Annotated in this window: 11 protein-coding genes; 3 read left to right on the top strand and 8 right to left on the bottom strand. The window is 62.7% G+C overall.

Annotated elements, in window-relative coordinates; translation table 11 throughout:
* Positions 1–71: 71 nt before the first annotated feature.
* On the top strand, positions 72–1301 hold the full coding sequence (locus C163_RS15700) for an acyl-CoA dehydrogenase (protein ID WP_013973159.1): 1230 nt from the start codon (positions 72–74) through the stop codon (positions 1299–1301).
* Between the two features lie 131 nt (positions 1302–1432).
* Here C163_RS15700 and C163_RS15695 read toward each other — a convergent pair whose 3' ends face one another.
* From C163_RS15695 to ribBA, 7 genes are all read right to left on the bottom strand, one after another.
* Complete coding sequence (locus C163_RS15695; protein ID WP_025339646.1) at positions 1433–2497, bottom strand: TerC family protein; 1065 nt, start codon at positions 2495–2497, stop codon at positions 1433–1435.
* A 299-nt stretch (positions 2498–2796) separates the two neighbouring features.
* Positions 2797–4104 (bottom strand): substrate-binding domain-containing protein, encoded by a 1308-nt coding sequence (locus C163_RS15690; protein WP_025339645.1) that lies wholly within the window; start codon positions 4102–4104, stop codon positions 2797–2799.
* 379 nt (positions 4105–4483) lie between these two features.
* Positions 4484–5632 (bottom strand): ABC transporter ATP-binding protein, encoded by a 1149-nt coding sequence (locus tag C163_RS15685; RefSeq protein WP_025339644.1) that lies wholly within the window; start codon positions 5630–5632, stop codon positions 4484–4486.
* Positions 5633–5651: 19 nt separating this feature from the next.
* Entirely contained in the window at positions 5652–6461 is an 810-nt protein-coding gene (locus C163_RS15680; protein ID WP_015270845.1) for an ABC transporter permease, read from the bottom strand.
* Positions 6462–6467: 6 nt separating this feature from the next.
* Positions 6468–7385, bottom strand: a complete 918-nt coding sequence (locus C163_RS15675) for an ABC transporter permease (RefSeq protein ID WP_015270844.1) — start codon at positions 7383–7385, stop codon at positions 6468–6470.
* The gene (locus tag C163_RS15670; protein WP_025339643.1) at positions 7382–8407 is read right to left on the bottom strand and encodes an ABC transporter substrate-binding protein; all 1026 of its coding nucleotides are present in this window, start codon (positions 8405–8407) and stop codon (positions 7382–7384) included. The genes C163_RS15675 and C163_RS15670 overlap by 4 nt, the downstream gene beginning before the upstream one ends.
* A 354-nt stretch (positions 8408–8761) precedes the next feature.
* Positions 8762–9883, bottom strand: a complete 1122-nt coding sequence (gene ribBA / locus C163_RS15665) for a bifunctional 3,4-dihydroxy-2-butanone-4-phosphate synthase/GTP cyclohydrolase II (protein ID WP_025339642.1) — start codon at positions 9881–9883, stop codon at positions 8762–8764.
* Between the two features lie 78 nt (positions 9884–9961).
* Between ribBA and C163_RS15660 the strand changes: the two genes are divergently transcribed.
* Positions 9962–10255, top strand: a complete 294-nt coding sequence (locus tag C163_RS15660; RefSeq protein WP_025339641.1) for a DUF1330 domain-containing protein — start codon at positions 9962–9964, stop codon at positions 10253–10255.
* Between the two features lie 222 nt (positions 10256–10477).
* Here the strand turns inward: C163_RS15660 and C163_RS15655 are convergent, their stop codons facing one another.
* On the bottom strand, positions 10478–11200 hold the full coding sequence (locus tag C163_RS15655) for a pirin family protein (protein ID WP_025339640.1): 723 nt from the start codon (positions 11198–11200) through the stop codon (positions 10478–10480).
* A gap of 225 nt (positions 11201–11425) precedes the next feature.
* On the opposite strand from C163_RS15655, the gene C163_RS15650 reads away from it, so the two are divergent.
* Positions 11426–12823, top strand: a complete 1398-nt coding sequence (locus C163_RS15650; RefSeq protein ID WP_038408194.1) for a PAAR domain-containing protein — start codon at positions 11426–11428, stop codon at positions 12821–12823.
* Positions 12824–13168: the final 345 nt, after the last annotated feature.

The raw sequence follows: 13168 nt of genomic DNA, 5'->3' as shown, positions 1-13168 counted from the left end.
TAGACTAGGTGGATGGGGCCATGCTGCTCTAGGCTCTGGCCCATGTACTCCGAACCGTGAAGGTAGCCCAGATGGATTTCGCCTATTCGCCCAAGGTCCAGGCACTGCGTGAGCGCGTCAGCGCGTTCATGGACGCCTATGTCTACCCCGCCGAGGCGGTGTTCGAGCGCCAGGTCGCCGAGGGTGACCGCTGGCAGCCCACCGCAATCATGGAAGAACTCAAGGCCAAGGCCCGCGCTGAAGGGCTGTGGAACCTGTTTCTGCCCGAATCGGAATATGGTGCCGGCCTGAGCAACCTGGAATACGCCCCGCTGGCAGAAATCATGGGCCGTTCGTTGCTCGGTCCGGAGCCGTTCAACTGTTCGGCGCCAGACACCGGCAACATGGAAGTGCTGGTGCGCTATGGCAGCGAAGCGCAGAAGCGCCAGTGGCTGGAGCCGCTGCTGCGTGGCGAGATCCGATCGGCGTTCGCCATGACCGAACCGGACGTGGCCTCCTCGGATGCCACCAACATGGCCGCCACCGCAGTGCGTGACGGTGACCAATGGGTAATCAACGGCCGCAAGTGGTGGACCTCCGGCGCTTGCGACCCGCGCTGCAAGGTAATGATCTTCATGGGCCTATCCGACCCTGAAGGGCCACGCCACCAGCAGCACTCGATGGTGCTGGTGCCCACCGATGCGCCTGGGGTGAAGATCGTCCGCCCGCTGCCGGTGTTCGGCTATGACGATGCTCCCCATGGCCACGCCGAGGTGCTCTTCGAGAACGTGCGGGTGCCGTATGAGAACGTGATCCTGGGTGAGGGCCGTGGCTTCGAGATTGCCCAGGGGCGCCTTGGCCCCGGCCGTATCCACCACTGCATGCGATCGATCGGCATGGCCGAGCGCGCGCTGGAACTGATGTGCAAGCGCTCGGTGGAGCGTACCGCCTTCGGCCGGCCATTGGCGCGTCTGGGCGGCAACGTCGACAAGATCGCCGACTCGCGCATGGAGATCGACATGGCCCGGCTGCTGACGTTGAAAGCGGCGTACATGATGGACACGGTCGGCAACAAGGTCGCCCGCAGCGAGATTGCGCAAATCAAGGTAGTGGCGCCGAACGTGGCACTGAAGGTGATCGACCGGGCGATCCAGATTCATGGCGGGGCAGGGGTAAGTGGCGATTTCCCGCTGGCTTACATGTACGCCATGCAGCGCACCTTGCGCCTGGCCGACGGACCTGATGAAGTGCACCGGGCGGCGATTGGCAAGTATGAGATTGGCAAGTACGTGCCGGCGGAGATGATGCGTAGCGGGCGGTGATTTTGCCCGCCTGTTCCGGCCTCTTCGCGGGCTTGCCCGCTCCTACAGGTACTGTGCCGCCTAAGCTGTGCGCAATACCTGTGGGAGCGGGCAAGCCCGCGAAGAGGCCCTTGAAGGCTCACTCTGGATGGTCAGACCCGCATCTGCGGGTCTTCCTCCTTCTCGCTGACTGTGCGATCGGCATTTGAAGGCTGTCTGGATTGAGCACCCTTGATTTCCGGCTTCTCCCCCCGCGTCTTGACCAGCGAAACCACCACCCCACCCAGCAACAACCCGAACGTCACCCCCAACGACAGCAACGCTGGCACCTTGCCCACCATGCCGTGGTAGAAGATCTTGCAGCCAATGAAGATCAGCACCAGCGCCAGCGCGTACTTGAGGTAAACGAACCGGTGCATCAGCGCCGCCAGCGCAAAATACAGCGAGCGCAAGCCGAGGATGGCGAAGATGTTCGAGGTATAGACGATGAACGGGTCCTGGGTGATGGCGAAGATTGCCGGGACGCTGTCGACGGCGAATACCAGGTCGGCCAGTTCGATCAGCACCAGCGCCATGAACAGCGGGGTGGCATGGCGTAGCGCCTTGTGCTGCCCGGGCGGGGTCTGCTGCACGAAGAAGTGCGAGCCGTGGATCTGCTCGGTGACCCGCATGTGCCGGCGCACGAACTTCAGGATCGGGTTGTTGGCCAGGTCGGGGCGGCTGTCCTCCTTCGACAGCGCCATCTTCACCCCGGTAAACAGCAGGAAGGCACCGAAGATATACAATACCCAGGCGAAGTTCTGCACCAGCGCCGCGCCCACGCCGATCATGATCGCCCGCAGGAATACCACCCCGAGGATGCCCCAGAACAGCACGCGGTGCTGGTAGCGGCGGGGGATGGCGAAATAGCTGAAGATCATCGCCATGACGAACACATTGTCCATCGACAGCGACTGCTCGACCAGGAAGCCGGTGTAGAACTCCAGCGCCGACTGCGCGCCCAACTGGTACCAGACCCCGGCGCCGAACAGCACGCCGACGCTGAAATAGCCCGAATACAGCAGCAGGCTCTCGCGCATTTCGATTTCCCGGTCGTGGCGGTGCAGCACGCCCAGGTCAAGTACCAGCAAACCGATGACGATGGCCATGAACACCAGCCACAACCAGGTGCTGGTACCGAGGAACGGGGTGGTGAGGAATGTCTGTAGAGCTGTCATGAGCCCCTCCTTCAATGTCGACGTTGCATGGCAACAGTGATCCGACATGGCGGCCTGGCAGCCGTCAGAGGGGCCCGGTATCACATGGGCTTGAGCCTAGACCCGTTTGCCGGTGATGCCGAATGGGAGCTGTTACATTTCTTTGCCAGGGCGCCGTGTAGGAGCGGCCTTGTGTCGCGAACGGGGTGCGCAGCGCCCCCACGGTCTTGGCATCGCCACAGAATTGCCGGGGCCGCTTTGCGGCCCTTTCGCGACACAAGGCCGCTCCTACACCAGTCAGGCCAGAGCAGGCCTACCGTTCAATAAACCCACACTTCCACCCGGCGATTACGCAGTCGCCCTTGCTCCAGTTCGTTCCCTGCCACTGGCAGTTCATCTCCCATCCCCGTCACCTCCAGCACCTCCACGCCATCGCGCGCCAGCTCGCGGCGCACCGCCTGGGCCCGCAGGCGGGAGAGCAGGGCGGCGCGACCGGGTGTCTCCTTGGGGTCGCCAAAGCCCACCAGCACCGCCTTGCGCCGCAACTTGCCCGCTTGGCGCAGGTAGTCGGCCACCCGCTGCACATCGCGCAGGGCCTTGTTGTCGAGGCTGGCGCTGCCTTCCTGGAAGCGGAAGTTCACGCTCAACCGCTGCGCCTGCTGGGCCAGGGTGCGATAGCGCGGCGGCATGTCGGCCTGGGGGGCTACAGGTTGGGCCTCGATCTGCTGCGCAACGAAACCCTGCTGGGCGACGATCGCCTGGCCCGCCGGGCTCTGAGCGAAATCGGCCAGGGCCTTGGCCTGGGGCTTGGGGTTGGCCGGCAGGTAGAAGTACAGGCGCCGCGATAGCGGGTAATCCTCGCTCGCCACCAGTGCACGCTCCGGCAGCATGGCCGGCGCGTCACCTTCGGCCACCGCCAGCACCTTGGCCCCATGCACCGCCGCCAGGCTGCTGAAACCGATGGCCTGGCGGTCGGTGCTCACTCGCGCGGCCAACTCGTCGCTGGACTCGAAGCGTTGGGCCTTGGGCGAAAGCTCGCCGTGCTGAGGTTCCAGCACCAGTGCCTTGAAGGTCTCAAAGGTACCGGAGCGGTCGTCACGGGCGTACAGGTGGATGGCCCCGCCGGAAACGCCCAATTGCTCCCAGCGCTGGATCTGCCCGGCAAAAATCTGTGCCAGTTGCTCCGTGGTGAGCTGTGGCAGCGGGTTGTCGGGGTGAACGATGACGGCGACGCCATCCAGGCCGATGACCTGTTCGGCGGCAGCGGAGCGCAGGTCGCCCAAAGCCTGCAGTTGGCTTGCTTCGTTGTCGTTGATCGGCCGCGATGCGGCGGCCAGGTCGGCCTCGCCATGGCCCAGGGCGACGAAGCCGGTGCTGGAACCGTGTGCGGCGATGTCGATGCGCAAAGGCTGGCCACGCGTATCGCGAGCGGTGATGACAGTCTCGTTGGCCAGCTTGCCTGGGTATTGTTCGATGGCGGTAGCTTGCTGCGCGCGCAATTGCCCTTGCACCAGCGCTGGCAGCAAGGTCGCGCCGATGGTGTTGGAGCCTTGCACGCGCAGGTTTGCGGGCTCGGCCAGAGTCGCCAGCGGCAGCAGGGTGAGCAGCAAGACAAGCAGGCGGGGCATGCCGGAAGGCCTATGGCATAGAGATGGCCGGCAGATTACGACAGTGGCGTGATGATAATGTGACGGTGTTGTTCACATCTTGGGTTGTGCGGCGCCTGATAGATCGAGCGCCGCCCGCGCGGCGCTTCGCGGGGCAAGCCCGCTCCCACATTTGTTGCAACGTGCCGAACCTGTCAGCCCATGGTTGTCAGCCTTGTTGCCTTGACGCGGTTTCCCGGCTGGCGCTACCGCCGTCTCACCTGTCTCAAACAATGCACCAAGGCGGGCGACGCCTCTCTTACGGGCATGGCCACGTTGCAACAAATGTGGGAGCGGGCTTGTCCCGCGAAGCGCCGCGCGGGCGGCGCTCGATCTGCCAGGCGTCGCAGCACTCAAGATGCTAATGCGCCCCGGCAGACTTGCTCAGGTCACTCTCTGCCCACTCGGTATAGATGCACGCATCCGCCACCGCCCAGCGCACCTTCACGGTATCCCCCGGCTGCATCGGCATGCCCGCCGCCGACAAAGCCTTGACCGTCAGCTCGGTACCGCCCGCGGTCACCACATGGCAGGTCTGGCTCTCGCCCAGGAACAGCACTTCGCCAACCTTGGCGCTGACCTCGTTCCACCCCGCCGGCAGCGGCTCGCGCGCGGCCTGTTCGGCGGTCAGGGCCAGGGCCTTTTCCGGGCGCACCATGATCAGTGCATCCTGCGAGGCGGCCAGGCCCGGGGTCAGGCGGATGGCTACCGGCTGGCCCTCGAAGCTGCCCGCGCCATTGCTGCTGGCCTTGATCCGCAGGAAGTTGGAGTTGCCCAGGAACGACGCGACGAAGGCATTCGGCGGGTTCTGGTACAGGTCGTAACCGGTGCCCAGGCCGACGATCTTGCCATGGCTGAAGATGGCGATGCGCTGGGACAGGCGCATGGCTTCCTCCTGGTCGTGGGTGACGTAGACGATGGTGATGCCCAGGCGCCGGTGCAACTGGCGCAGTTCATCCTGCAGGTCTTCGCGCAGCTTCTTGTCCAGCGCGCCGAGCGGTTCGTCCATCAGCAGGATGCGCGGTTCGTACACCAGCGCCCGGGCGATCGCCACGCGCTGCTGCTGGCCACCAGACATCTGCGACGGCTTGCGGTGGGCGAACTTCTCCAGCTGCACCAGCTTGAGCATGGCGTCGACGCGCTTGCTGGTTTCGCTGGCGCCGAGCTTGCGAATGGCCAGCGGAAAGCCGATGTTGTCGCGCACGTTCAGGTGCGGGAACAGCGAATAGCGCTGGAACACCATGCCGATGTCACGCTTGTGCGGTGGCACGTTGACCAGTGACTGGCCATCGACCAGGATCTCGCCGCTGCTCGGTGTTTCGAAGCCGGCCAGCATCGACAGGGTGGTGGACTTGCCCGAGCCGCTGGAGCCGAGGAAGGTCAGGAACTCGCCGTCCTGGATTTCCAGGTCGAGGTTGTCCACGGCAGTGAAGTCGCCGTAGTGCTTGTTCAGGCCGCGCAGGCTGACCAGGGTCTTGCCGTGCGCGTTGTCTTTGATCACTGCACTCATTGTTGTTTTCTCCGCGCGCTCAGGCGTTGGCTTCGGTGCGCCGGCGCAAGGCGGCGGCAATGAACATGACAAGCAGCGACAGGCCGATCAGCAGGGTCGAGGCCACGGCGATGACCGGGCTGAGGTCCTGGCGCAGGGTGGTCCACATCTTCACCGGCAGGGTCTGCAGATCGGGGCTGGCCATCATCACGCTCAGCACCACTTCATCCCACGACACCAGGAAGGCGAACAGGCCGCCGGCGATCATCCCCGGGCGAATCGCCGGGAAGGTCACCTTGAAGATCGCCTGCAGGCGCGAGGCGCCGCAGATCACCGCGGCATCCTCGATCGACTGGTCGAACAGCTTCAGCGAGTTGATGATCGAGATGATGGTGAAGGGCAGGGCGACGATCACGTGGCTGACCACGAAGGCGAACAGCGTGCCGGTGTAGCCGAGCTTGAGGAACAGCGCGTACACCGCCACGGCAATGATCACCAGCGGCACGATCATCGGCATGGTGAACAGCCCGTACAGCAGCTCGCGGCCGGGGAAGCGGCCACGCACCAGGGCAAACGCGGTGGGCAGGCCGAGCAGCACGGCGGCGATGGTGGTCAGCACGGCCACCTTCAGGCTGGCCAGCGCGGCGTCCATCCACTCCGGGTTGGAGAAGAACTGGCCGTACCACTTGAAGGTCCAGCCCGGTGGCGGGAACACCAGCCACTGCGACGAGCCGAACGACAGCAACACGATGAACACCACCGGCAGCAGCAGGAAGGCCGCGATGACCCCGGTGGTCAGGTACAGGCCCGTACGCAGCGGGCGGCCCATGGCATTGGGAGACAGGAGCATGGCGGTTTACCTCGCGTTGCCGACCGGGGATTCCGGCTGCAGCTTCAGGTACAGGTAGAAGAGCACCAGGGTGATCACCACCAGCAGTGCGGCGGCGGCGCTGGCCAGGCCCCAGTTGAGGAACGACTGCACCTGCTGGATGATGAATTCGGGCAGCATCATGTTTTGCGCACCACCCAGCAGGGCCGGGGTGACGTAGTAACCGAGCGACATCACGAACACCATCAGTGCCCCGGAGAACAGCCCCGAGCGGCACAGCGGCAGGAACACCTTCCAGAAATTGGTCCACGGGCTGGCGCCGCAGATCGAGCCGGCCTGCAGCACCATCGGGTCGATGGCGTGCATGGTCGCCTGCAGCGGCAGCACGATGAACGGGATCATGATGTAGCTCATGCCGATTACCACGCCGGTCAGGTTGTGCACCATTTCCAGCGGGGCATCGATGATACCCATGGCCATCAACGCCTTGTTGATCACCCCCGAGCTCTGCAGCAGCACCAGCCACGAGTAGGTGCGCGCAAGCAGGCTGGTCCACATCGACAGCAGCACGATGTTCAGCAACCAGCGGCCCCAGCCCTTGGGCACCAGGGTAATTGCCCAGGCCAGGGGGAAGCCCAGCAGCACGCTGATCAGGGTGACCACGCCGGCCACCGAGAAGGTGTTGAACAGTACCCGCGCATAAGCCGAGTTGGCGAACAGCTGCTCGTAGTTGCCCAGGCCCGGTGTTGGCTCCAGCACCCCGCGCAGCAACAGGCCGGCCAGCGGGGCAAAGAAGAACAGGCCAAGGAACAGCAGCGCCGGGAGCAAATTGCGGCTGCCTTTCCAGCGCTGGCTCAGGCTGACGCGGCGGGGGGCCGTTCCCGGGGCGCCGGTGCCCGTGGGGGCACCTTGCGCGTTATGCAGGGCGTTGATGGCGACTTTCATTTGACCAACCACTCATTCCAGCGGGCTGCGATGGCCTGGCCGTTCTTGGCCCAGTAGGCGAAGTCGAGGGTGACCTGATCCTGGGCGTAGGCGGTCGGCAGGTTCTGCGCGAGGTCTTTGTCCAGCTTGGCCACGCTGTCGACGTTCACCGGCGCGTAGGCAGTCTTGTTGGCGAACTCGGCCTGGCCTTCGGCGCTGCTGGCGTTGGCCAGGAACTTCATGGCGGCGTCCTTGTTCTTGGCACCTTTGGGGATGACCAGGAAGTCGGCCATGACCAGGTTCTGCTTCCAGCTCACGCCCACCGGTGCACCGTCTTGCTGCAGGGCATAGACGCGGCCGTTCCAGAACTGGCCGAGCGAGGCTTCACCCGAGGCCAGCAGTTGCTGCGACTGGGCGCCACCGCCCCACCAGACGATGTCTTTCTTGATGGTGTCGAGCTTCTTGAAGGCGCGGTCCAGGTCCAGCGGGTACAGCTTGTCGGGGGCTACGCCGTCAGCCAGCAGGGCCAATTCCAGTACGCCTGGGCTGGGCCATTTGTACAGGGCGCGCTTGCCGGGGTAGGTCTTGGTGTCGAACAGTGCGGTCCAGTCCACCGGTTTGTTGGCACCGAGCTTGCCTTCGTTGTAGCCGAGCACAAAGGAGAAGAAGAACGAGCCGACGCCATGGTCGGAGACGAAGCGCGGGTCGATCTTGTCGCGCTTGATCTGGGTGAAATCGAGGGGTTCGAGCAGGCCTTCGCTGGCGGCACGCAGGGCGAAGTCGGCTTCGACGTCGACCACGTCCCACTGCACGTTGCCGCTCTCGACCATGGCCTTGAGCTTGCCGTAGTCGGTAGGGCCGTCCTGGACGACCTTGATATCGGTGGCTTTGGTGAAGGGTGCGGCCCACGCTTCTTTCTGGGCGTCCTGGGTGGTACCGCCCCAGCTGACGAAGTTCAGGCTGTCGGCGGCCTGGGCGGCCTGACATGCCAGGGTCAGCAGGCTGGCGGACAGCACTGCGGTTACACGTTTGCTCAACAGCATGGTTACGCCCTCGTTGCTTTTGTTATTCGAGGCGGGGCTTGTGGTGCGCCCGCCAACAGTGTTCGGGGAGCAGCTAAAACAAAGTGTCTTGTGGCCGTTTTTGATTGTAGGTGCCGGCCTGCAGATTCAAGGTCTACGGGATATCATATTATGGTATTCCAAACTTTTGGCAAGAGGTATGAGGCTACCGGCCATCACTCCGTCCTCTGCAATTTGCCGCGAACCTTTGTAGGAGCGGCCTTGTGTCGCGAAAGGGCCGCAAAGCGGCCCCCGGATTTCAGCGTCGACACATGAATTGTCGGGGCCGCTTCGCGGCCCTTTCGCGACACAAGGCCGCTCCTACAGGGGCCTGTATCAGCTCACCAGTCCGGGCTCGAAGGGGATGCTCTGCACCACCTCCAGCTCATACCCCGCCAGCCCCGCGTATTTCAGCGGCGGGCCCAGGTGGCGCAGCTTGCCCACGCCCAGGTCCTGCAGGATCTGCGCGCCTGTACCCACCTCCGAATACACCTTCGATTGCCCACGCTGGTAAGGCCGCACCGGCTGGGTCAGCTGCGGCACGCGCTCCAGCAGCGCCTGCGAGGACTCATGGTTGGCCAGGATCACCACCACGCCAGCGCCTTCCTCGGCCACTTTCTGCAGCGCCGCCCACAGCGTCCAGTTGGCAGGGCCGGCGTATTCGGCGCCGACCAGGTCGCGCAGCGGGTCGATCACGTGCACCCGCACCAGGGTCGGCTGCTCGCGGCGGATATCGCCCATGACCATGGCCATGTGTACGCCACCTTCGATGCGGTCTTCGTAGGTGACCAGGCGGAAGGTGCCGTGCACGGTCGGCAGTTCGCGTTCGCCGATGCGCTTGATGGTCTGCTCGGTGCTCAGGCGGTAGTGGATGAGGTCGGCGATGGTGCCGATCTTGATGCCATGCCGGGTAGCGAACACCTCCAGGTCCGGGCGACGGGCCATGGTGCCGTCGTCGTTGAGCACTTCGACGATCACCGACGCCGGGGTGAATCCGGCCAGGCGCGCGAGGTCGCAGCCGGCTTCGGTGTGGCCGGCGCGGGTCAGCACCCCGCCTTCGCGGGCGCGCAAGGGGAAGATGTGGCCGGGTTGCACCAGGTCTTCGGGGCGGGCGTTGGGGGCCATGGCCGCCGCCACGGTACGCGCCCGGTCGGCAGCGGAAATACCGGTGGTAACGCCCGTGGCCGCCTCGATCGACACGGTGAAGGCGGTGCTGAACACGCTGCCGTTGGCCGGCACCATCTGCTCCAGGCCCAGGCGTTGGCAGTGATCGTCGGTCAGGGTCAGGCAGATCAGCCCGCGCGCTTCACGGGCCATGAAGTTGATGGCCTGGGCGTCGCAACGCTCGGCGGCGATCAGCAGGTCGCCTTCGTTTTCCCGGTCCTCGTCATCCACCAGCAGGACCATCTTGCCTTGCCGGTAGTCCTCGAGAAGTTCTTCGATGGTGTTGAAAGCCATGTTGCACGCTCACTGTGGTGGGGTGATTATTATGGTATACCATCATACACAAATATCGCCGTAACAGGAGAGCAACGCATGAAGGCCTATTGGATTGCCCATGTGGACGTGACCGACCCCGAGCAATACCAGCAGTACACCCAGCGCGCCCCGGCTGCCTTCAAGGCATTCGGCGGCCGTTTCCTGGCCCGTGGCGGGCGTAGCGAGGCAATGGAAGGGCGGCCTACCCCTCAGCGTAGCGTGGTGATCGAGTTCGATTCGTACGAGCAGGCGCTGGCGTGTTACCGGTCCGAGCTGTACCAGGAGGCTTGCAGCCATCGCCAGGGGGTGGCGAAGGCTGAGGTGATCATCGTCGAAGGGTTCGAGCCCTGAGTGATGGCTGATGGTCCTATCGCCGGCAAGCCAGCTCCCACAGGTACTGCACAGGTTTCAAATACTGTGCAGTACCTGTGGGAGCAACTGTCTTGTGTTGTCTGTCAGTACCTCTTCGCTGGCAAGCCAGGCTCCTACAGGGACTGCGCATGGCTTCGGTCGATGTGGTCGAGGTGGGAGCTGGCTTGCCGGCGATAGGGCCATTACTGTCGAAGCAGAAACTCAAGGCATGCCAGGCAATTCATGCGGCCGCAGGTCGAACACCAGCACCTCGGCATCCACCCCATTGCCCAGCTCCAGCACCTGTTCCTGCCTCACCCGCACCCCATCCCCTTCATCCAGCACTTGCCCATTGAGCTCGATGCTGCCCCGGGCCACATGCACATAGGCATGGCGGTTTTCCGGCAAGGTCAGGGTGGCACGCTCGTCACCGTCGAACAGGCCGGCATACACCCGCGTATTCTGCCGTACCTGCAATGACCCCTCGGCGCCATCCGGCGAGATGATCAGGCGCAGCTTGCCGCGCTTTTCCTCGGCACTGAAATGCTGTTGCTGGTAACGCGGCGTTGCGCCTTGCACGTTCGGTACGATCCAGATCTGCAGGAAGTGCACCGGCTGCACCTGGCTGTGGTTGAACTCGCTGTGGGCCACGCCGTGGCCAGCGCTCATCAGTTGCACATCGCCCGGGCGGATCACCGAACCGGTGCCCAGCGTGTCCTTGTGCTCCAGCGCGCCTTCCAGCACGTAGGAGAAAATCTCCATGTCGCGGTGCGGGTGCTGGCCAAAGCCCTTGCCGGGGATGACGCGGTCGTCGTTGATCACCAGCAGGTCCGAGAACCCTTGCTCGTCCGGGTTGCGGTAGTGGCCGAAGGAGAAGGTGTGGAACGATTTCAGCCAGCCATGAAAGGCCAGGCCGCGGTCTTTGGCGTTACGGACGGTGAGCATGGTGATTCTCCTTGAATGCCGGGGCCGGAAGGGCTGCCGTGCTGTCTATGGAGATAACTTTACTGTCACCTTTTTCTTTAAAAAATAGTGTCTGGAAGGAATTACTGTCTTGTGATGCGTGACAGTTGCCCCAGGTTTTTGTAGGGCAATTCTGAGTTTTACGCCGCTCGGTCTCTTTCTGTTTTGCCGGTGATAGCGTCGGGATTTCCATACAGGGAGTTGCTCATGACACGCATATCGATACATGGCAAAGGACAGGCACTCGATGGAGACCTCACCACCACCGGGGCGGTCTGCATAGCCAGCAGTACCAACTATCGGGGGAACGACCAGCGTGCTCTGCGCCTGGGGGACACCACGACAGAGTGCCCGGAATGCAAGAAGCCCGGTGTAATCGTTGAAGGACTGCCTTTCTTCAACATTGAAGGAAAACCAGCTGTGGTAGACGGGGCGCTGGTCAAGTGTGGCTGTCCAGAGGGCAATAACCGGGTCATTGCAAGGTCTGCGGTTCACTCTGCGGGTGGCCGTGCAACTCAGACAGCGCCATCGTCGCCTACCACCCGGAGTTCGCCTTCCTCACCGGAGCAGACCCCAGCCCAGGCTTTCAGCGCTTTTGAACGCGACTCAATGGCAATATTGGAGCCGGGGTTCCATATCGTGCAGCGCAGCATGTCATTCGAGCAGGTGCTGCAAAGCCTGGGCGCAACAAATAGCCTGCTGCCTGTCTCGCTGCTGCAACGCCTGAATCCGACCTTTCCCGAAGGGTTCAAGGCGGGCGAGATTTTTGTCCTCGGCAGCCCGAGTAGTGGCTATGCCTGCAGCTTTGAGGAGAACCAGCTGATCATGGTGGCAGAGAGGGCGCGGGAGTCGCTATCGATTCTCTCCCATGAAGAAGCCAACTTCATGATGGAACACATCGGCGAGATTGCTGGAGTGCTCAATGGGGCGAGCCAGTCGATGGGCGTGGGCAAGGACATGCTCGAACGAGGGTTGGGGCAGGTCAAGGATACGTTGAAGGGAATCGAGGCTCTGCATCAACGAGAGTTCGCGGTATATGGCCATTTGAACAGTCCGAGTTTCTTTGCTGCGCGTAGGGAGCTTTATCAGCAACTCGGGGCGCAACTGCGGGTGGGTTTTTTGAACAAGGCATTAAATCTGGGCAGTCATGACACCTTGCGCCGAGATCTCGGCATCTCCACGAAAAGCGTTGTACATCACTGGAAGAAGGCAGGTGCGCCGGGGCAGATACCCGGGTATGCAACACATCTGGATGAAGTGGCGAAGACTTCACAGTATCTCAAGTATGGCGGCTGGATCGGGATCGGGCTTGGCGGTGGCTCCTCTTATCTGAAGGTTCATGAAGCTTGCCGCGCAGGCGAGACCGAAGAATGCAAGAAAATCCGATTCACAGAGACCGGGAGCTTCTCGGGTGGGTTAGCCGGGGGAATGGCAGGCGCAAAACTGGCGGCTGATGCATCCCAACTGGTTTGTGCATTTGGCATATATGGCAAAGTGGCTTGCGGAGTTTTGTTGGTTGGCAGTGCTTCATTTGCTTTGAGCAAAATGGGCGAAGGTCTTGGAGAGACGACAGGTGAGTTACTGTTCGAGAAACTCTATGACTGAGTTCACAGCGTGGCCTATCAACTTGCGGCTTGCATTTCTATTGGCGCCCTTTGTCATCGGGGCTGTCGGACTTGGAGTTCACTACCGTTTAACGATGGGGAGGCGCTTTGAGGAGCTTTGCTCGGCGTTTCAGAACAGCCCGGGCCTGAAAGAAGATCTGAAATATTGGACCACGATATCGATCCGAACGAGGGCAATGATTGTTTCAGGCGTTATGCTGGGAGCAGTTTTCCCTGTGCTGGTTGTTCGCAGAGGGCTGTTGAATGCTGAAGACTGTCGGAACTGTCCTATCCCTCTCAAGCGTCGCTTGCAAATCTCCTTTTGGTGTAATGCTGTTGCATGCAC

The sequence above is a fragment of the Pseudomonas sp. FGI182 genome (genome assembly GCF_000511325.1).
Lineage (GTDB): Bacteria > Pseudomonadota > Gammaproteobacteria > Pseudomonadales > Pseudomonadaceae > Aquipseudomonas > Aquipseudomonas putida_Z.
This window is presented reverse-complemented; position numbering and strand designations above follow the sequence as displayed.

Bases quoted from the DNA above. Each gene is read 5' to 3' on its own strand.
- C163_RS15650 (WP_038408194.1), top strand. From the start codon at position 11,426: ATGACACGCATATCGATACATGGCAAAGGACAGGCACTCGATGGAGAC.
- C163_RS15685 (WP_025339644.1), bottom strand. From the start codon at position 5,632: ATGAGTGCAGTGATCAAAGACAACGCGCACGGCAAGACCCTGGTCAGC.
- C163_RS15670 (WP_025339643.1), bottom strand. From the start codon at position 8,407: ATGCTGTTGAGCAAACGTGTAACCGCAGTGCTGTCCGCCAGCCTGCTG.
- C163_RS15690 (WP_025339645.1), bottom strand. From the start codon at position 4,104: ATGCCCCGCCTGCTTGTCTTGCTGCTCACCCTGCTGCCGCTGGCGACT.
- C163_RS15700 (WP_013973159.1), top strand. From the start codon at position 72: ATGGATTTCGCCTATTCGCCCAAGGTCCAGGCACTGCGTGAGCGCGTC.
- C163_RS15695 (WP_025339646.1), bottom strand. From the start codon at position 2,497: ATGACAGCTCTACAGACATTCCTCACCACCCCGTTCCTCGGTACCAGC.
- C163_RS15660 (WP_025339641.1), top strand. From the start codon at position 9,962: ATGAAGGCCTATTGGATTGCCCATGTGGACGTGACCGACCCCGAGCAA.
- C163_RS15655 (WP_025339640.1), bottom strand. From the start codon at position 11,200: ATGCTCACCGTCCGTAACGCCAAAGACCGCGGCCTGGCCTTTCATGGC.
- C163_RS15680 (WP_015270845.1), bottom strand. From the start codon at position 6,461: ATGCTCCTGTCTCCCAATGCCATGGGCCGCCCGCTGCGTACGGGCCTG.
- ribBA (WP_025339642.1), bottom strand. From the start codon at position 9,883: ATGGCTTTCAACACCATCGAAGAACTTCTCGAGGACTACCGGCAAGGC.
- C163_RS15675 (WP_015270844.1), bottom strand. From the start codon at position 7,385: ATGAAAGTCGCCATCAACGCCCTGCATAACGCGCAAGGTGCCCCCACG.